The sequence below is a fragment of the Pseudomonas sp. Kh14 genome (genome assembly GCF_900291005.1).
Taxonomy (GTDB): domain Bacteria; phylum Pseudomonadota; class Gammaproteobacteria; order Pseudomonadales; family Pseudomonadaceae; genus Aquipseudomonas; species Aquipseudomonas alloputida.
In genome coordinates this window covers 121648-139899 of record NZ_OLKJ01000022.1, presented here as the reverse complement: position 1 = coordinate 139899, position 18252 = coordinate 121648, and the positions used below count along the sequence as shown (strand labels likewise).

The following is an 18252-nucleotide window of genomic DNA, read 5'->3' as shown; positions in this document are numbered from 1 at the left end:
TGATTGCTGAAAAGGCCACCCCATTCGGGTGGCCTTTTTATTGGCGATGCTTTTCCGTCGAACGTGACGCATCGCGGCTGCGCTTGGGGCATAATGCGTACTGTTTACGTCGTGGGGCCATCATCTCTTACAGCCCCAAAGCCCTTTTCCCTCGCCGCAGGGTATTCACTCGCTATGATCAAAACGCTTCGTCCCTTCATACTTGCCGGCCTGCTGTTGCCACTTGCCTTGCCCAGCCACGCCGCCGTCAATACCACCCTGCCTGCCAAAGTGCAGCAGGCGCTCAAGGCCAACAAACTGCAGGACACAGCACTGTCGCTGGTGATGCTGCCGCTGGACGGCCCCGGCACCCCGACCGTGTTCAATGCCGATGTGTCGGTGAACCCGGCGTCGACCATGAAACTCGTCACCACCTACGCCGCCCTCGAACTGCTCGGCCCGACCTTCCAGTGGAAAACCGAGTTCTACACCGACGGCACCCTGAGCAACGGCGTGCTTAACGGTAACCTCTACCTTAAAGGTGGCGGTGACCCCAAACTGAACATGGAAAAGCTGTGGCTGCTGATGCGTGACCTGCGCGCCAATGGCGTGCGCACCGTCACCGGTGACCTGGTGCTGGACCGCAGCCACTTCGTGCAACCCAACCTGCCGCAGTTCAACGACGACGGCGGTGATGAAAACAAGCCGTTCCTGGTCAAGCCCGACTCGCTGCTGGTCAACCTCAAGGCCCTGCGCTTCGTGGCGCGCAATGATGGTGGCAAGGTCACCGTCGCAGTCGAGCCGCCGATTGCCAGTATCCGTATCGACAACCAGATCAAGCCGGTAGCCTCGAAGAAATGCACCGGTGATGTGCGCTACAACCCGGTGCCCCAAGCCGACGGCATCAGTGTAACGGTCAGCGGCCAACTGGGTGACGGCTGCAACTCGCAAACCTACCTGTCACTGCTCGACCATCCCACCTACGCCGCCGGTGCCGTGCGCGCAATCTGGAACGAACTGGGTGGCAACATCCAGGGTGGCGACCGCATCGAGAATGTGCCCAAGAGTGCTCGCCTGCTGGCCCGAGCCTTCTCGCCAGACCTGGTGGAAGTGATCCGCGACATCAACAAGTACAGCAACAACACCATGGCCCAGCAGCTGTTCCTGAGCCTTGGCGCGCAGTTCCGCACCGATGCCGATGGCGACGACGCCCGTGCTGCCCAGCGCGTGGTACGCCAATGGCTGGCGAAAAAGGGCATCACCGCGCCGCATCTGGTGATGGAAAACGGCTCTGGCCTGTCGCGTGCCGAACGGGTCAGTACCCGGGAAATGGCCGAGATGCTGAAAGCCGCCTGGAAGAGCCCTTACGCTGCCGAGTTCATGAGCTCGATGCCGCTGGTGGGCATGGACGGCACAATGCGCAAACGTCTCAAGCGCACCGCGATGACCGGTGAAGGGCACATCAAGACCGGCACACTGAACACTGTGCGGGCGATTGCCGGCTTCAGCCGCGACAGCAACGGCCATACCTGGGCGGTAGCGGCAATTCTCAACGACCCGAAACCGTGGGGTGCCTCGCAGGTGCTGGATCAGGTGTTGCTTGACCTGTATCGCCAGCCGAAGCTGGCTGGCAGTACAGCGGCCAACTGACGCCAGCTGCCACTCAGCCGGGCCCGATTGCGCAGTCGATGCAGGAGCGGCTTTGCGTCCCGAAAGGGCCGCAAAGCGGCCCCCACGCCGACCGCGCGCACGGTTTTATACCAGCTCACCCTCCACCCGGTCCCGCCCGGCCTGTTTGGCCGCATACACGCCGGCGTCGGCGCGCAACAGCAAGGCATCGGCGCCTTCGCCCGACCGCCAGCCCGCCACACCGAAGCTTGCAGTCACCTGGCCCACGCCTTCCACCGGTACATTGCGCACCCCTTGCCATAACTCCAGCGCCAGCAGCCGGGCCTGATCGGCATCGCTGCCCGGGCAAAGCACCATGAACTCTTCCCCGCCCAAGCGGCAGAACACATCGGTACGGCGCAAACGCTGAGCGATGCGCTGGCAGAGGCTACGCAGCACCCGGTCGCCGACAGCATGGCCGAAGCGGTCGTTGATGCGCTTGAAGTGATCGATGTCGAGCATGATCACCGCCAGCGGCAAGCCATCGCGCTGGGCCCTTTCCAGTTCGATCTTGAGCCGCTCCTGAAAATAGCGACGGTTATGGATACCGGTCAGCGAGTCGGTGACCGACAGCGCCCGCAACTCTTCCTCCACGCCCTTCAGGTCGGAGATGTCAGTCAGGTAGCCATGCCACAGGGTGCAGCCCTGCTCGCCCACTTCCGGGGTCGCCTCGCCACGCACCCAGCGCATTCCGGCCCGTGGCAGGCAGACTCGATACTCCTCGCGCCAGGGTGACAAGTGTTCGGCCGAATAGCGCACCGAGCGGCGCACGCGTTCCAGGTCATCGGGGTGGATACGCTCGAACACCGCCGAGGCATCCTCACGCAACTGCATCAGGTCGATCTCATAAATGTCATACAGGCCCATGCTGGCGTATGGAAAACACGAATGGCCGTTGGCATCCAGGCGATATTGGTAGATACCGCCCGGCACCTCGGCGCTGAGCTTTTCCAGCAACCGGTCACGCGCTGCCAACGCCTCATGCACCCGGCGCCGCTCGGTCACGTCAATGCAGATGGCCAGGTAGCCAACCCACAACCCCTGTTCGTCGAGCATGGCAGTCACCAGCATGTTGGCGACCAGCTGGCTGCCATCGGCCCGTAGCAAGGTCCACTCGCCAGGCTCGGCCCCGTGCTCCTGCACCGTTTCAGCGAACATCGCCTGGCCGCCAGCAATGGCGCGGCCAAAACGCAAGCTCAAGGCCTGGGCACGCAGGTTCAGCTCCTCCGGCAGTACCAGGTCTTCAAGGCGCAAGCGGCCGATCGCTTCGCTGGCCGCGTAACCGAGCATGCGTTCGGCACCGGCGTTGAACGTGCTGACCACCCCCTTGAGGTTGGTGGCGATGATCGCCACCTGGGTCGCGGCATCCAGCACACTTCGTAGTTGGTTGTGGGTGCCACGCAACGACTGCTCGCTGACCTGCAACTCGGCAGTACGCTGAGCGACCAGGGCCAGGGCGCGCTGACGCTGGCTGAACAGGCTGTAGAGCAGCACGCTGAGCAACAGGCTCAACAGTCCGCCCAACAAACCGACCGCCATCACCGCCGAGGAGCGGTTCGCCTGCGCGAACGCCTGGCTTGGCTGAATGCTCAGCTGGAAATGGTGATCGGCCAGGCGCAACAACTGATTGCTGGCCAGGGCCAAGGGCGCGACCGGATTTTGCGAATCGAACATCACGACGGGGCCTTGTAACCCGGACGGGTCCGTGATGCGCACGACCAGGTTGTCATCAACCGCTACCGGTCGACCGTCGCTGACCAGCTCGCGCATGCTCAGCAACGCCATCACATAGCCCACTGCCGCACCGCGGGGGTCGGCATCGGAAAATACCGGCGCTACCATCAGCAGGCCGCGCCCTGCCGATTGGGTATCGAACAGGGCCAATGGCTCGGACACCGCCATGCTGCCCGGCGCCAGCGCCCGCGCCAGGGCCGCCTGAGGCCCGCTTTGACCAGCGAGGTCCAGGCCATAAGGCAACCCGGGCCGTTCGCTCGATTGGGTATAGAGCACCGGGAAGTAATGGTCGCGCTGCGAAGCCGGGCGCCATTGGCCTTGCGCGTCCTGGTCACGGATCACATAGCCTGGGCCGGTATGGGCACTGGCCAGGCGCTCGAATTCGGCGCGTTGCGCAGCCTCGACGCGCGGCGCCCAGGCATAGGCCAAGGTGCGTTGCAGCAGTGGTCGGGCATAGCCGTCGAATTCGCGCGGGGTGATCTCGCTGGAAAAACTGAAGAACCGCCGCAGCCCATCCAGGCGCTGCTGCTGTTCGTCAAAGCGCTCGGCAATACGGCTGGCGCGCTCGCTGGCCAGCAGCTCGAAGCGCTGGCGCAGCTGCTGTTTATAGAAGGTGTGCGCGGCAAATGCCAAGGCAGCGGTCAACAAGCCGCCCGCCACCAGTGCAATCAGCGCCATCGCCCACGCGGACGCCCTCTCTGTGCACAAGCCAAGCAACCGCGCACGCACGCCACACTTTGACATACACCCATCTCGTCACGTCAGCGTCCTGCGGATTATCTTGCCCTGCCCTCAGTTATAGCTATTGGCCATTAGCCGTGCAATGTACCTCGTCGCCTCAACGAAGCTGCAAACGCCAGGCGCGATGGATACGGTTATTACGGGCGAAGTCCGGGTCCAGGGTCTGCGCGCTGATTTCTTCCACCACGTAACGCGCCATCAGGTGCTCGTCCAGCTGGAACTTGCGGAAGTTGTTGGAGAAATACAGCACACCACCCGGCGCCAGACGGGCCATGGCCAGGTCCAACAGCTGAACATGGTCACGCTGCACGTCGAATACACCTTCCATGCGCTTGGAGTTGGAGAAGGTTGGCGGGTCGATGAAGATCAGGTCGTAGCTGTCACGGTTGCCTTCCAGCCAAGCCATTACATCGCTTTGCTCCAGGCGGTTGCGCTCGGAATAGCCATTGAGTGCCAGGTTACGCCGCGCCCAGTCCAGGTAGGTTTTTGACAGGTCGACGCTGGTGGTGCTGCGCGCACCGCCCTTGGCCGCGTGCACGGTGGCCGTGGCGGTGTAGCAGAACAGGTTGAGGAAGCGCTTGCCGGCAGCCTCACGCTGGATGCGCATACGCATCGGGCGGTGGTCGAGGAACAGCCCGGTATCCAGGTAGTCGGTGAGGTTGACCAGCAGCTTGACGCCACCTTCGTTCACTTCCTGGAAGCGGCCCTCGGTAGCCTGACGTTCGTACTGGCGCGTGCCGCTTTGCCGCTCGCGACGTTTGAGCACTACACGCTGCGGCGAAATGCCCAACGCCTGCGGAATGGCCGCCAGTGCATCGAGCAGACGCGCCTGAGCCTTGTCCGGGTCGACCGAACGTGGCGCGGCGTATTCCTGCACGTGTACCCAGTCCTGGTACAGGTCGACCGCCAGGGCATATTCAGGCATGTCGGCATCGTACAAGCGGTAGCAGTCGATCTGCTCGCGACGGGCCCACTTGCCCAGTTGCTTGAGGTTCTTCTGCAGGCGGTTGGCAAACATCTGCGCCCCTTCCGATAGCCGCGCGGGCTCGCTGGCCTGCGGCACCTGCTGGCGGGCTTCGGTGCCTTCAGGCTGCGCTTCGCGGCGTTCACCGGTGACGAACTGGTCAGGCTGCACCTTGAACAGCAGCAGCTTGCATGGCAATGCGCCGTTCCAGAACGCGTACTGCTTGTGGCTACGAATGCCCATGCGCTTGCCCAGTTGCGGCGCACCAGTGAATACCGCTGCTTCCCAGCCCATGCAGGCCTGGCGCAGGCGCTCGCCCAGATTCTGATAGAGGTACAGCAGGCTGGCTTCGTCACCCAGACGCTCACCGTAGGGCGGGTTGCTGATGACCAGGCCTTTCTGGTTCTGGTCCGGGCGTGGCTCGAAGGTGCTGACTTCGCCCTGGTAGATCTTCACCCAGTCGCCCAGGCCGGCACGCTCGACGTTGTTGCGGCCCGGCTGGATCAGCCGCGGGTCAGCCTCGTAGCCACGGATCCACAGCGGTGGCTTGGCCAGGCCGGCCTGCGCGCGCGCCTGCGCTTCGTCATGCACCTTGCGCCACAACGCCGGCACATGGCCGAGCCAGGCACTGAAGCCCCAGCGTTCGCGCTTGAGGTTGGGGGCAATATCGGCGGCGATCATCGCTGCCTCGACCAGGAAGGTACCCACACCGCACATCGGGTCGGCCAGCGCACCACCTTCGGCCGCGATACGCGGCCAGCCAGCACGGATCAGCACCGCCGCCGCCAGGTTTTCCTTCAGCGGCGCGGCGCCTTGCTGCAGGCGGTAGCCACGCTGGTGCAGGCTGTGCCCGGACAGGTCGAGGGACAGAATGGCCTCGCCGCGGTCCAGGCGCAGGTGCACGCGCACGTCAGGGTCGATCTTTTCCACGGACGGGCGCAGGCCTTCGCGGTTACGCAGCTTGTCGACGATCGCATCCTTGACCTTCAGCGCACCGAAGTGGGTATTGTCGATGCCAGAGCCATGGCCGCTGAACTCCACAGCCAGGGTGCCGTCGGCTGCCAGGTGGTCAGCCCAGTCGACCGCGTGCACACCGTCGTAAAGGTCGTCGGCGTTCTTCATCGAGAAGCGCTTGAGCACCAGCAATACGCGGTTGGCCAGACGTGACCAGACACACAGGCGGTAAGCAGTTTCCATGTCGGCGGCGCCGCGAATGGCCGAGGTGTGCTCGCGCACCTCGTCAAGGCCGAGGCCCCTGGCCTCTTCGGCGAGCAGGCTTTCAAGGCCTTTGGGACAGGTGAGGTAAAGTTCGAAACGGTCCGACATGAGTATTCCAGCGCCTTGGGCTATTTGACTGACGGGGCGACGCATCGCCCCGCGATGTTTGCCCGTACACCTTTCCAGCAGGCGTGCGGGTGGCTTTCTGCGGCACACAACGCGCTGCAGAAAAGCCGGGCCGCCTGACCGATCCGTGCCTGGCCCAGTGGCAAAGACAGCTTAGATCATCAGGCAGTACGCGTAATTCTGGCGATCTGCGGGCCAATGTGACCCTTCGTCGCATTTCAAATTATTTCTGTCATCCGCAAACAACGCTGGCGAAATGACGTCAAAGAACGGCAAACCCCGATCATTGCAGGGCTAAACACCAAATAAGGTTGAGTCGCATTTATTTACTTATCCCCTCACCCTTGGAAAGGTTACGTGCTTATGACAAATCGATCATTCACACCGTGACTCGCATTCGATAGAACTGGTCTCAGGCCGCTTCGCAACGAGGCGGCACTTTCAGCTCGCCACGCCGGCAGCGAGCGCAAACCGGCAGAACGACTCTGCCCGGCCTCGGAGAGGCCGACGGGACATTACAGTCAACAAGTGAGGGCAACACCCTATGAGAAGACTTAAGCGTGATCCGTTGGAAAGAGCATATTCACGTGGCTACCAATACGGGGTCACCGGCAAATCCCGCGAACTTTGCCCCTTCAATCTTCCTTCTGTTCGCCAAGCCTGGATCAACGGCTGGCGTGAAGGTCGCGGTGATAACTGGGACGGAATGACTGGCACCGCTGGCATCCATAGACTCAACGAAAATCACGCCGTTGGCTGAACGAGGACACTGAATTCGATTTACCATGCACGCCCCATCCGGGCGGCGGGCTAAGGCCCAGGGGCCCCTTGAAGGGGCCCTTTTTATGCCTTGGCAAACCTCATCAGCTGTACCCACACTCCCCCTGCAGGGGCGGGCTGGTGAGGTTACCGCGGCATTGCCGCGATAGCATCCACCGCTTCGCGAATCAGCGCCGGCCCTTTGTAAATGAAGCCCGAGTAGATCTGCACCAGGCTCGCCCCGGCTGCGATCTTCTCGGCAGCATGACGGCCTTCGGTGATGCCCCCAGCGGCAATGATCGGCAACTTGCCGCCCAGCTCACCTGCCAGCACCTTGACGATATGGGTGCTCTTCTCCAGCACCGGTGCGCCCGACAGGCCGCCCGCCTCGCCACCGTACGGCAATGCTTCGACACCTTCACGGCCCAGCGTGGTGTTGGTGGCGATCACCGCATCCATGCCCGACTCCATCAGCGCGGCGGCCACCAGCGCCGTTTCTTCGTCGCTCATGTCCGGCGCGATCTTGATTGCCAGGGGCACGCGCTTGCCATGTGCACCGGCCAGTTGTTCGCGGCGCTCGGCCAGGGCGTCGAGCAACTGCTTGAGCGAGTCGCCGAACTGCAGGCTGCGCAGGCCCGGGGTATTGGGCGAGCTGACGTTGACCGTGATGTAGCTGGCGGCGGTGTAGACCTTGTCCAGGCAGATCAGGTAGTCATCGACGGCACGTTCGACCGGGGTATCGAAGTTCTTGCCGATGTTGATGCCCAGCACCCCCTTGTAGCGCGAGGCGCGTACGCGCTCGAGCAGGTGATCAACGCCCAGGTTGTTGAAGCCCATGCGGTTGATGATGGCCGTGGCTTCCGGCAGGCGGAACAACCGGGGCTTGGGGTTGCCAGGCTGCGGACGCGGGGTGACAGTGCCGATTTCGACAAAACCGAAGCCCAGCTGGGCGAAGCCGTCGATGGCCGCGCCGTTCTTGTCCAGGCCAGCTGCCAGCCCCACCGGGTTGGCGAAGTTCAAGCCCATGACCGAAACCGGCAATGACGCCGGTTGCTTGCACAGCATGCCGTTGAGGCCCAAACGGCCACCGGCGCCGATCAGGTCCAGGGACAGGTCGTGGGAAGTTTCCGGGGAAAGCTTGAACAGCAGCTGGCGGGCCAGGGTATACATGGGCGGGCAAGGCTCAGGGTGAGTGAGGGGGCGATTATAGCCAGCGCGGGGCTGACAGGACAGCAAATCGTGGAGCGCTTGGCACATCGGTTGCACCCGTTCAGCCCACAGCCTTATCAGTAAGGGCGAGGACTCTTGTGAACACTGTACCCCGAGCAACGCCCCTGGCCTGGGTCAACGGCAGCGACGCGCCGGAAAAAACCAGCCTGAACATCGGCTACATGGCCCTGACCGACTGCGCCTCGGTCGTGGTCGCCGCCACCCAGGGCTTTGCCCAGCAGCACGGCCTTACCCTCAACCTCCAGCGCCAGGGCTCGTGGGCCGGGCTGCGCGACAAGCTGGTCAGCGGCGAACTGGACGCCGCGCATTGCCTGTATGGCCTGGTCTACGCCGTGCACCTGGGCATTGGCGGCGTACCTGCCAGCGACATGGCCGTGCTAATGGGGCTGAACCAGAATGCCCAGGCTATCAACCTGTCCCCTGCCTTGCAGCGCAAGGGCGTGACCAACCCTGAGGCACTGGCGCGTCTGGTGCACCAGCATGGCGCACGCCTGACGTTCGCCCAGACCTTCCCCACCGGCACCCACGCCATGTGGCTGTATTACTGGCTGGCCAGCCAGGGCATTCACCCGCTGCGCGACGTCGACAGCGTAGTGGTGCCACCGGCGCAGATGGCTGCACACCTCCAGGCCGGGCGCATTGACGGTTTCTGCGTCGGCGAGCCCTGGGCCGCCGACGCCGTGGCCAAAGGCCAAGGCTTCACCCTGGCCACCAGCCAGTCGATCTGGCCGGATCACCCGGAAAAGGTCCTGGCCTGCGCCCGCGTCTTTGCCGAGCAATACCCCAACAGCGCCCGTGCGCTGATCAAGGCGATCCTCACCGCCAGCCGGTTCATCGAGCAAAGCCCGGAAAACCGCCGCAGCACCGCGCAACTGCTCAGCGCAAGCGCCTACCTGGACACCCCGCTGGACAGCATAGCCCCCCGCCTGCTCGGCCATTATGAGGATGGCCTGGGCAACCAGTGGCAAGACCCACACGCCCTGCGCCTGTTCGACCAAGGCCGGGCCAACCTGCCCTACCTGTCCGACGGTATGTGGTTCATGACCCAGTTCCGCCGCTGGGGCCTGCTGCGCGAAGACCCCGACTACCTCGGCGTGGCCCGGCATGTCCAGCAACTGCAGTTGTACAGCGAGGCCGCACAGAGCCTGGGCATCGCTTGCCCAGGCCAACCGATGCGCAGCAGCCTGCTGATCGATGGCTCCCGCTGGGACGGCAGCGACCCCTTCGGCTATGCCCGCAGTTTCAGCTTGCATGCCTTGGGCGACCTGCCCGATGCCCGTGTCGGCGCGTGAGGGGGACGAACATGTTGCGCATCCTGCTGATCGACGATACCCAGAGCAAGCTCGGTCGCCTCAGGGCGGCGTTGAGTGAGGCCGGCTTCGAGATCATCGAAGCCCCAGACCTGACCATCGACCTGCCCGCCTGCGTCGAAACGGTGCACCCGGACGTGGTGCTGATCGATACCGACTCGCCAGACCGCGATGTGATGGAACAGGTAGTGCTGGTCAGCCGTGACCAGCCGCGGCCCATCGTGTTGTTCACTGACGAGCACGACCCCGGGATGATGCGCCAGGCGATCCAGGCAGGGGTCAGTGCCTATATCGTCGAAGGCATCCATGCTGCGCGGCTGCAGCCGATCCTGGACGTAGCCATGGCCCGCTTCGAAAGCGACCAGGCACTGAAGGCGCAGTTGCTGGCGCGCGACCAGCAATTGGCCGAACGCAAGCGCATCGAGCAGGCCAAGGGTTTGCTGATGAAGATGAAGGATTGCAACGAAGAGCAGGCCTATACCCTGATGCGTCGCCAGGCCATGAGCCGGCAGCAGAAGCTGATCCAGGTGGCCGAACAGATCATTGCCATGCATGAGATGCTCGGCTGATGCGCTGAAAATCTCAAGCCAGCCCCACCAGAAGTTGGCCCATCTCTTGCTCAACAAATTTCACCGGTAGCCAACGGCGGTTACCCCACTTGAATCCCGACAAAGACGTCGCTCTCCCCTCCACACCCATGGAGCGGGTAGCGGCGTCTTTTTCGTTCCGTTGTACTACCGAGTGAGGTGTTCGATGAGTGCCAGCTTCTGGAAATCCGGGCATGTGCCCACGCTGTTCGCCGCATTTCTGTACTTCGACCTCAGCTTCATGGTCTGGTACCTGCTGGGCCCGTTGGCGGTGCAGATTGCTGCCGACCTGCAACTGAGCGCACAACAACGGGGCCTGATGGTGGCCACGCCGATCCTGGCCGGGGCGATTCTGCGCTTCGCCATGGGCGTTCTGGTCGACCGCCTGTCGCCCAAGACGGCTGGCCTGATCGGCCAGGTGGTGGTCATCGTCGCCCTCGCCGCAGCCTGGTACCTTGGCGTACACAGCTATGAACAGGCGCTGCTGCTAGGTGTTTTCCTGGGCTTTGCCGGTGCGTCCTTCGCCGTCTCGCTGCCGCTGGCCTCACAGTGGTACCCGCCACAGCACCAAGGCAAGGCCATGGGCATCGCCGGCGCCGGCAACTCCGGCACGGTGTTCGCGGCCTTGCTGGCACCGGCACTGGCAGCGGGCTTTGGCTGGAACAATGTGTTCGGCTTTGCGCTGATCCCGCTGTCACTGGCGCTGGTGGTGTTCGCCCTGTTGGCGCGCAATGCCCCGCAACGGCCCAAGCCGAAAGCCATGGCCGACTACCTCAAGGCACTGGGCGACCGTGACAGCTGGTGGTTCATGTTTTTCTACAGCGTTACCTTCGGCGGCTTCATCGGCCTGGCCAGTGCCCTGCCCGGCTACTTCAGTGACCAGTACGGCCTGAGCCCGGTCACCGCCGGCTACTACACCGCCGCTTGCGTGTTCGCCGGCAGCCTGATGCGCCCGCTCGGCGGCGCCCTGGCTGACCGTTTTGGCGGCATCCGCACCCTGCTGGGCATGTACGGCGTCGCCGCCATCTGCATAGCCGCAGTCGGCTTCAACCTGCCCTCTGCCGCAGCCGCACTGGCGCTGTTCGTCAGCGCCATGCTCGGCCTGGGTGCCGGCAATGGCGCAGTGTTCCAACTGGTGCCACAACGCTTCCGCCAAGAGATCGGGGTAATGACCGGCCTGATCGGCATGGCCGGGGGCATCGGCGGCTTCCTGCTGGCGGCCGGGCTTGGCACCATCAAACAGCACACTGGCGATTACCAACTGGGGCTGTGGCTGTTCGCCAGCCTGGGCCTGCTGGCCTGGTTCGGCCTGCACGGGGTGAAACAGCGCTGGCGCACCACCTGGGGCTCGGCTGCAGTCACTGCAGCGCGGGTCTGAGGCACGCCGATGAGCCTGCTACTGAGCTTTGCCCAGGCCAGCGCCACCGGGCCGCGCGCGGAAAACCAGGACGCCCTGCGCCTGGTGACGCCGGCACCAGAACTGGCCGCCAGCAAAGGCTACCTGTTCGCCTTGGCCGACGGCGTCAGCCAATGTGCCGACGGCGGCCTGGCGGCGCGCGCCAGCCTGCAGGCACTGGCCCTGGATTACTACGCCACCCCGGCCACCTGGAGCGTGGCCCAGGCCCTCGACCGCCTGCTGCTGGCGCAAAACCGCTGGTTGCGCGCCCAGGGCAGCGGCCAGCCGTTGCTGACCACGCTTAGCGCGCTGGTGTTGCGCGGCCGGCGCTTTACCTTGGCCCATGTAGGCGACTGCCGGGTGTACCGCTGGCACGAGGGGAACCTGCAATGCCTGAGCGAAGACCATGTATGGGACCAACCGGGCATGCAGCATGTACTGAAACGGGCACTGGGCCTGGACCAGCACCTGCTGGTGGACTACCTGGAAGGCGAGCTGCAACCGGGCGAATGTTTTCTGCTGCTTAGCGACGGGGTCTGGGCCAGCCTGGGCGAACAGCACATCCAGGCCGTGCTGCGCGAGCAAACTGACCTGCAACTGGCCGCCGACACCCTGGTGGCCAGTGCCCACCTCAACGGCAGCAAAGACAACGCCAGCGCCTTGCTGGTACAAGTCGAGCAACTGGGCACGGCCAACCTGGGCGATACCCTGGCGCAACTGCAACAATGGCCAGTGCCCGGCGCGCTGCGCGAAGGCCAGGTGATCGACGGCTGGCAGGTCGAAACATTGCATGCGCACAGCCGCCAGTCCTTGCTGTACAAAGTGCGCGATAGCCAGAACCAGCCTTGGCTGCTCAAGACCCTGCCCACTGCACGTGAACAGGAACCGGGGGCGGCGCAAGGGCTGTTGCTGGAAGAGTGGTTTCTGCGCCGCATCGCCGGCCGGCACTTCCCCGAGCTACACGCCGCCAGTCAGCGCCAGCACCTGTACTACGTAATGCGCGAATATCCCGGCCAGAACCTGGCGGCGTTGCTGGCCGAACAAGGCCCGCTGCCCCTGCCGCAATGGCTGGAAGTCGCCCGGCAACTGCTGCAGGCAGTCGGTGTGCTGCATCGGCGCAACTTGCTGCACCGCGACATCAAGCCAGACAACCTGCACCTGGGCCGTGATGGCCAGCTGCGCCTGCTGGACTTCGGCCTGGCTTATTGCCCAGGCCTGTCCGAATACCCGCTGCACGAGCTGCCGGGCACGCCCTCGTACATCGCCCCGGAAGCATTCGAAGGCCACCCGCCCAGCCCGCGTCAGGACTTGTATGCAGTGGGCGTGACCCTGTACCACCTGCTGACCGGACACTACCCGTACGGCGAGGTAGAGGCTTTCCAGCGCCCGCGCTTCGGCCAGCCGGTCAACGCCGCGCGCTACCGACCCGACCTGCCGGAATGGCTGCAGCACAACCTGCTGCAGGCTGTGGCGAGCGACCCGACGCAGCGCTTCGAAACCGCCGAACACTGGTTGCTGCTGCTCGAGCGTGGCGACCGCCAGGAACTGCCCAGTCGCCCCCGGCCGCTGCTGGAGCGCGAGCCGCTGAAGGTGTGGCGCACCCTGGCCCTGTTGTCGTTGCTGATCAATCTGATACTGCTGTTCACCCTGCTCAAGGGCTGAACGCGCCTTGCCGATGAGGAAACGCTGATGAATGCAAAAGTATGGCTGGTCGGTGCCGGCCCTGGTGACCCTGACCTGCTCACCCTCAAGGCAGTGCGTGCGTTGCAGCAAGCCGCCGTGGTCATGGTCGACGACCTCGTCAACCCGGCAGTGCTCGAGCATTGCCCGCAGGCCCGGGTAATGACCGTGGGCAAGCGCGGCGGCTGCCGCTCTACACCGCAAGCGTTCATTCAGCGCCTGATGCTGCGCCACGCGCAACAGGGCCGTTGCGTGGTGCGGCTCAAGGGCGGCGACCCTTGCATCTTCGGCCGTGGCGGTGAGGAGGCACTGTGGCTGCAGGGACATGGCATCGAGGTGGAGGTGATCAATGGCATCACTGCCGGCCTTGCCGGAGCCACGCAGTGCGGGATCCCCCTGACTTCACGGGGCGTGAGCCGAGGGGTGACGCTGGTGACGGCGCACACCCAGGACGATAGCGAGCTGAACTGGGCGGCCTTGGCTCAGGGCGGGACAACGCTGGTGGTCTACATGGGGGTGGCGCGGCTGGAACAGGTGCGCCAGGGATTGCTGGCAGGGGGCATGGCGCCGGGAATGCCGGTGGCGATGATCGAAAATGCCTCGTTGCCGCAGCAGCGGGAGTGCAGAAGCGATGTGCAGGGAATGGTGGAAGCTGCGCGGGCGTTTGGTTTGCGTAGCCCGGCAATCCTGGTGATTGGGGAGGTGGTTGGGGAGCAGCAGGCTGTGGGGCGGATCGCAATCGCAGGCTGACTGCAGGAGCAGCCTTCGAGGCCGGTTAAAACCCAGGCAAAGAAAAACCCGGCCGAGGCCGGGTTTTTCATGAAGCTTCAAACCAATTACTTGGCCTGGGCTTCTACCTGAGCTTCAACGCGACGGTTGACAGCACGGCCTTCTTCGGTGGCGTTGTCAGCAACCGGACGGGTTTCGCCGTAGCCAACCGAGTCAACACGGCTGGATTCTACGCCGTACTGCTGGGTCAGCACTTGCTTGACAGCGTTGGCACGACGCTCGGACAGCTTCTGGTTGTAAGCGTCTGGACCCACGGAGTCAGTGTGACCTTCAACCACGGTGGTGGTTTGTGGGTACTGCTTCATGAAGTCAGCCAGGTTTTTGATGTCGCCGTAGCTGTTAGGCTTGACGACCGACTTGTCGAAGTCGAACTTGACGTCCAGCTCAACGCGAACGACTTCGGCAACAGCCGGGCAGCCGTCGGCGTCAACGGTAACGTTGGCCGGGGTGTCTGGGCACTTGTCGACGTTGTCGCACACGCCGTCGTTGTCGGAGTCGGAGCAGACTTCAGCAACTGGAGCAGGAGCAGCTTCAGCTTGCTTCGGGCTACCGCCGAAGTTCAGGCCAACACCAACGCTCGGGGCCCACTCGGTGTCGCCCTGGTCGATGTTGTACTGAGCTTCTACGCCGGCACGGGCATAGAACATGTCGGTGATGTACCACTTGGCGCCAGCGCCAACGTTGGCGAAGGTGGAGTGGTCACGACCGCCACGGCCGGTCTGGCCCAGCGACTGGTGCGAGAAACCAGCGGAAACGTACGGACGGATGGCGTCGTACGGGTTGTTGAAGTGGTAAACGGCGTCCAGGGCGGTGTTCGAGCCCTTGATGTTCTTGCCGTCTTCGCCACGAGCGTTGTGCACTTCGTCGTAGCCCAGACGCAGCTCAACGTCGTCGGTCAGGAAGTAACCGATCGAGCCGCCGAACAGGTTGCCGTCGTTCTTGAAGTCGCGCTGGCTGTCGAAGAATTCTTTCTTGTAGAAGATTTCAGTCTCGACGGCGCCTTGACCTTGTGCCATAGCGCCAATCGAAGTGGCGGCTACAAGCGAACCAATGGCCAAGCCCAAGGTGTTTTTCAATTTCATCCGTTAAATCCCCATCTGGTGATAGTTAAGCAGTCCCACCACAAACAAGAGGGACAACTCGACGGCGAGTCTAGCAGAACTCGCCGGTTCGTTAGAGATATTTGCACGCCACTAAGTTTCATCAAGGCCGGCAAATTTCTCCCGAAGCTTGTCTAGCGCGCGCTTGTAACGCATTTTCGTCGCGCTCAGGCCCATGTGCATGATGTCGGCAATTTCCTGGAACTCCAGTTCTGCGACAAAACGCAGCACCAGAATTTCCCGGTCAATCGGGTTCACATGCACCAGCCACTTGTCCAGCCCGCCTTTTTCTTCCGGCTTTGGAGCTTTGTCCTCGGACGCCTCTTCAACAGGGTCCAGACTCAAGGCATCCATCAACCGACGTTTGCGACGCTCCTTGCGGTACTGGGTAATGCACTCGTTGTAGGTGATGCTGTAGAGCCAGGTCTTGAACTTCGACTTACCCTCGAAGTTTTTCAGCCCGTACAGCACTTTCAGCATCACTTCCTGACAGACATCGTCCGCGTCACGGTCGTTCCCCAGATAACGCGCACAGACGTTGAACAGGGTCCGTTGGTAGCGCCGCATGAGCTCTTCATAGGCGCGGGTAACGTGGTACAGCTCCTCATGCGAACGCGCCACCAACTCTTCGTCTGTGAGCTCGCGGGGGTCATAGCGCATGGGCGGCGAATGAACTTTATTCAAAACGGATCTGGCCGACAGTCAGGTCAATGTCGCCGCGCGACCCCGTGGGTCGAATTTCGCGGCGGCATACATTAACAGCTTTTGTGCGGTTAGCGGCTATTGACGCGCTGTTCAAGCAGCTCGCGGTTAGCCAGCGACACCATTTCGCCATCATCGGTCAGCAGCGTCGTCTTCACCGTACCGATCTCCTCGATATGCCCTTCGACCTCTCCAATCCGCACCTGCTGGCCCACTTGGTACAGCTCGCGCACGTAGATGCCGGCAAGGATCTGCCCGGCAATTTCGCGACTGCCAAGGCCCATGGCCAAGGCAACGGCCAGACCAACGGTAATCAGCCCGATAACGATGACGTGGTTCAGCAGGTCGGTTTTCACTTCAAGCTGGCTGATGGCCACCGAGATGCTGATGATGATCACAAGGCCTTGGGTAATACGCCCCAGACCCGCCGAGTATTCCAGGCCGATACCTTCGGCAGCGCCACGCACCAGGCCGTTGGCCACCTGCGCCAGCAGCACGCCGGCCAGCAGCACCAGGGCCGCGCCGAACACCTTGGGCAAGTACAGGGCAAGCATGTCGAGGGTTGCCGAAACCCGCTCAAGGCCCAACGATTCGGCGGCCGAGACCAGGAAGATGAGCAGCACGAACCAATAGACGATCTTGCCGATCAGGGTCGAGATCGGCACCTGGATACCGCCGCGACCGAGCATTTTGGTGAGGCCGGTGCCGGCCATCAGGCGGTCCAGGCCAAATTTGGCCAACAATTTGGACAGCAGCGTGTCGAGCAGCTTGGCCACCACGAAACCGAGCAGCACCACGACCAGCGCGCCGAACAGGTTGGGGATGAAGTTCGCTACCTTGGTCCAAAGGGCAGTCATCGCGGTGACCAGGCTCTGGGTCCAGAGATCGAGTTCCATATTCAATCGGCCTTATCTGCTTTGCTGCCGGTGGCAGCGTTGCGGGAAGAGTGTCGACGCACCGGCGCAACATGCGCCGAGCCATTGTTCACGGCAATCAGCAGCGCCTGGCTCCAGCGGCCAAGCAGGCTGAACAGATCACCCGCGCCAACCTGGCGGTTGGCGGTTTTCAGCACGCGACCCAGGCAAGCGGCGTCGTCCCGGTCGTCCCGGTCATTGCCGGAGGGTGACGCCTTGAGCAGGTCGCGCAGGGATTCTTCAAACGGATCGTGCATGGGCACCTCGCGCAGTGTCAGCAAGAGACGAGATGGCCGGGCGACGGGTCACACATCCTGTTGGCACGAAGGTTTCAAATTGCACAACTATACCCACCGCAACCGCCGGAACAGCCACCACTGCCCCACGGCCAACCCCAGCACGACGATGCAGGCGAACAGGAAGCCCAAAGGGTTTTCCGCCCCGGGGATGCCGCCGACATTGATGCCCAGCAGCCCGGTGACGAAGCTCATGGGCAGGAAGATGCAGGTGATGATGCCAAAGCGGTACATCGTGCGGTTCATCCGCTCGCTACGCCGCCGGTCCTCGCTTTCCAGCACCAGCGCAGCGCGTTCGCGGGCCAGTTCCAGCTCTTCGAGGTAGCGGATCAGGCTGTTGTTGAGTTCATTCCAGTAATCGGCGTCGGCATTGGCGAACCAGCTCCATTTGCTGCGCGACAACTGCGCGTAGATTTCCCGTTGCGGGGCGAGAAAGCGGCGCAAGCCAGCGGCACGGCGGCGGATCTGCTGCAGGCTGCCCTGCTCCGGGGTGTACCGCTCGTCGGATTCGACCTTTTCTTCCTCCAGGTCGACGAGCTCGGCCAGGTCGCTGACCAGGCCCTGGACCTTTTCGGTCAGCAACTCACCCATCAACAACAACAGTTCCGAGGCCGATTTCGGTCCCCTGCCCTGTTCCAGCAACTGGAGAATTTCATCGCTGGCGCGCAACGGCCGCAGGCGCAGCGAGATAACCCGCTGCGCCTCGGCGAAGATGCGTACCGAAACCATGTCTTCGGGCTCGGCACCCGGGTTGAGGTTGACCCCCCGCAGGAACAGCAACAGCTGTTCGTCCGCCATGGGCAGCAGGCGCGGCCGGGTGTTTTCTTCCAGCAGCAGCTCGCAGGCGAACTCGCTCAGGCCGCTGTCGTGCAGCAGCCAGGAACGGGTTTGCGGATGGCTGCGGTCCCAGTGCAGCCACAGGCTCTGCTCCGGTTGCAACTGCAGGTCGTCCAGTTCGGTACGGGCAATCGAGCGCGCGCCACCTTTGCCATCGAGCACCAGGGCATGCACCAGCCCCCACTGCGCGTTGTCTTCCTCGAACATCAAAGCTCCATCAGC

General features: G+C 63.2%; 15 protein-coding genes. 7 read left to right on the top strand and 8 right to left on the bottom strand.

All coding sequences use genetic code 11. The annotated features are described in order from the left end of the window. The first annotated feature begins 174 nt into the window (after positions 1 to 174). Entirely contained in the window at positions 175 to 1629 is a 1455-nt protein-coding gene (dacB, locus tag FQ668_RS10260) for a D-alanyl-D-alanine carboxypeptidase/D-alanyl-D-alanine-endopeptidase (RefSeq protein WP_014591809.1), read from the top strand. A 105-nt stretch (positions 1630 to 1734) separates the two neighbouring features. Here the strand turns inward: dacB and FQ668_RS10255 are convergent, their stop codons facing one another. Both FQ668_RS10255 and rlmKL read right to left on the bottom strand, forming a co-directional pair. Continuing rightward, complete coding sequence (locus FQ668_RS10255; RefSeq protein ID WP_019437377.1) at positions 1735 to 4125, bottom strand: diguanylate cyclase; 2391 nt, start codon at positions 4123 to 4125, stop codon at positions 1735 to 1737. Between the two features lie 94 nt (positions 4126 to 4219). Then, positions 4220 to 6412 (bottom strand): bifunctional 23S rRNA (guanine(2069)-N(7))-methyltransferase RlmK/23S rRNA (guanine(2445)-N(2))-methyltransferase RlmL, encoded by a 2193-nt coding sequence (gene rlmKL, locus FQ668_RS10250; protein WP_014591811.1) that lies wholly within the window; start codon positions 6410 to 6412, stop codon positions 4220 to 4222. 562 nt (positions 6413 to 6974) lie between these two features. Between rlmKL and FQ668_RS10245 the strand changes: the two genes are divergently transcribed. Further along, positions 6975 to 7190, top strand: coding sequence for a ribosome modulation factor (locus FQ668_RS10245; protein WP_003248687.1), 216 nt, complete (start codon positions 6975 to 6977; stop codon positions 7188 to 7190). Between the two features lie 146 nt (positions 7191 to 7336). Here FQ668_RS10245 and FQ668_RS10240 read toward each other — a convergent pair whose 3' ends face one another. Next, complete coding sequence (locus tag FQ668_RS10240; RefSeq protein ID WP_014591812.1) at positions 7337 to 8359, bottom strand: quinone-dependent dihydroorotate dehydrogenase; 1023 nt, start codon at positions 8357 to 8359, stop codon at positions 7337 to 7339. 137 nt (positions 8360 to 8496) lie between these two features. On the opposite strand from FQ668_RS10240, the gene FQ668_RS10235 reads away from it, so the two are divergent. The 5 genes from FQ668_RS10235 to cobA all read left to right on the top strand — a co-directional run bounded on the left by FQ668_RS10235 (position 8497) and on the right by cobA (position 14142). Beyond that, entirely contained in the window at positions 8497 to 9711 is a 1215-nt protein-coding gene (locus tag FQ668_RS10235; RefSeq protein WP_014591813.1) for a CmpA/NrtA family ABC transporter substrate-binding protein, read from the top strand. 11 nt (positions 9712 to 9722) lie between these two features. Continuing rightward, a complete protein-coding gene (locus FQ668_RS10230) occupies positions 9723 to 10298 on the top strand; it encodes an ANTAR domain-containing response regulator (protein ID WP_014591814.1) in 576 nt (191 codons plus the stop codon). Positions 10299 to 10482: 184 nt separating this feature from the next. After that, entirely contained in the window at positions 10483 to 11694 is a 1212-nt protein-coding gene (locus FQ668_RS10225) for a NarK/NasA family nitrate transporter (RefSeq protein ID WP_012053187.1), read from the top strand. Positions 11695 to 11703: 9 nt separating this feature from the next. Next, positions 11704 to 13374 carry a bifunctional protein-serine/threonine kinase/phosphatase gene (locus FQ668_RS10220; protein ID WP_019437376.1) on the top strand — a complete coding sequence of 557 codons (1671 nt, stop codon included), beginning with the start codon at positions 11704 to 11706 and terminating at the stop codon, positions 13372 to 13374. A gap of 27 nt (positions 13375 to 13401) precedes the next feature. Then, positions 13402 to 14142: a uroporphyrinogen-III C-methyltransferase gene (gene cobA, locus FQ668_RS10215; protein WP_019437375.1), complete on the top strand. Its 741-nt coding sequence runs from the start codon at positions 13402 to 13404 to the stop codon at positions 14140 to 14142. A gap of 86 nt (positions 14143 to 14228) precedes the next feature. Here the strand turns inward: cobA and FQ668_RS10210 are convergent, their stop codons facing one another. From FQ668_RS10210 to FQ668_RS10190, 5 genes are all read right to left on the bottom strand, one after another. Then, the gene (locus FQ668_RS10210) at positions 14229 to 15263 is read right to left on the bottom strand and encodes an OmpA family protein (RefSeq protein WP_010953090.1); all 1035 of its coding nucleotides are present in this window, start codon (positions 15261 to 15263) and stop codon (positions 14229 to 14231) included. A 111-nt stretch (positions 15264 to 15374) separates the two neighbouring features. Next, the gene (gene sigX / locus FQ668_RS10205; protein WP_003248665.1) at positions 15375 to 15941 is read right to left on the bottom strand and encodes an RNA polymerase sigma factor SigX; all 567 of its coding nucleotides are present in this window, start codon (positions 15939 to 15941) and stop codon (positions 15375 to 15377) included. 113 nt (positions 15942 to 16054) lie between these two features. Next, the gene (locus tag FQ668_RS10200) at positions 16055 to 16879 is read right to left on the bottom strand and encodes a mechanosensitive ion channel domain-containing protein (protein ID WP_019437374.1); all 825 of its coding nucleotides are present in this window, start codon (positions 16877 to 16879) and stop codon (positions 16055 to 16057) included. 2 nt (positions 16880 to 16881) lie between these two features. Next, positions 16882 to 17154, bottom strand: a complete 273-nt coding sequence (locus FQ668_RS10195) for a hypothetical protein (protein WP_014591816.1) — start codon at positions 17152 to 17154, stop codon at positions 16882 to 16884. 87 nt (positions 17155 to 17241) lie between these two features. Further along, complete coding sequence (locus FQ668_RS10190; RefSeq protein WP_014591817.1) at positions 17242 to 18237, bottom strand: zinc transporter ZntB; 996 nt, start codon at positions 18235 to 18237, stop codon at positions 17242 to 17244. Positions 18238 to 18252: the final 15 nt, after the last annotated feature.

Coding starts and splice junctions, on each gene's coding strand:
- dacB (WP_014591809.1), top strand. CDS start 175: ATGATCAAAACGCTTCGTCCCTTCATACTTGCCGGCCTGCTGTTGCCA.
- FQ668_RS10255 (WP_019437377.1), bottom strand. CDS start 4,125: ATGTCAAAGTGTGGCGTGCGTGCGCGGTTGCTTGGCTTGTGCACAGAG.
- rlmKL (WP_014591811.1), bottom strand. CDS start 6,412: ATGTCGGACCGTTTCGAACTTTACCTCACCTGTCCCAAAGGCCTTGAA.
- FQ668_RS10245 (WP_003248687.1), top strand. CDS start 6,975: ATGAGAAGACTTAAGCGTGATCCGTTGGAAAGAGCATATTCACGTGGC.
- FQ668_RS10240 (WP_014591812.1), bottom strand. CDS start 8,359: ATGTATACCCTGGCCCGCCAGCTGCTGTTCAAGCTTTCCCCGGAAACT.
- FQ668_RS10230 (WP_014591814.1), top strand. CDS start 9,723: ATGTTGCGCATCCTGCTGATCGACGATACCCAGAGCAAGCTCGGTCGC.
- FQ668_RS10225 (WP_012053187.1), top strand. CDS start 10,483: ATGAGTGCCAGCTTCTGGAAATCCGGGCATGTGCCCACGCTGTTCGCC.
- FQ668_RS10220 (WP_019437376.1), top strand. CDS start 11,704: ATGAGCCTGCTACTGAGCTTTGCCCAGGCCAGCGCCACCGGGCCGCGC.
- cobA (WP_019437375.1), top strand. CDS start 13,402: ATGAATGCAAAAGTATGGCTGGTCGGTGCCGGCCCTGGTGACCCTGAC.
- FQ668_RS10210 (WP_010953090.1), bottom strand. CDS start 15,263: ATGAAATTGAAAAACACCTTGGGCTTGGCCATTGGTTCGCTTGTAGCC.
- sigX (WP_003248665.1), bottom strand. CDS start 15,941: ATGCGCTATGACCCCCGCGAGCTCACAGACGAAGAGTTGGTGGCGCGT.
- FQ668_RS10200 (WP_019437374.1), bottom strand. CDS start 16,879: ATGGAACTCGATCTCTGGACCCAGAGCCTGGTCACCGCGATGACTGCC.
- FQ668_RS10195 (WP_014591816.1), bottom strand. CDS start 17,154: ATGCACGATCCGTTTGAAGAATCCCTGCGCGACCTGCTCAAGGCGTCA.
- FQ668_RS10190 (WP_014591817.1), bottom strand. CDS start 18,237: ATGTTCGAGGAAGACAACGCGCAGTGGGGGCTGGTGCATGCCCTGGTG.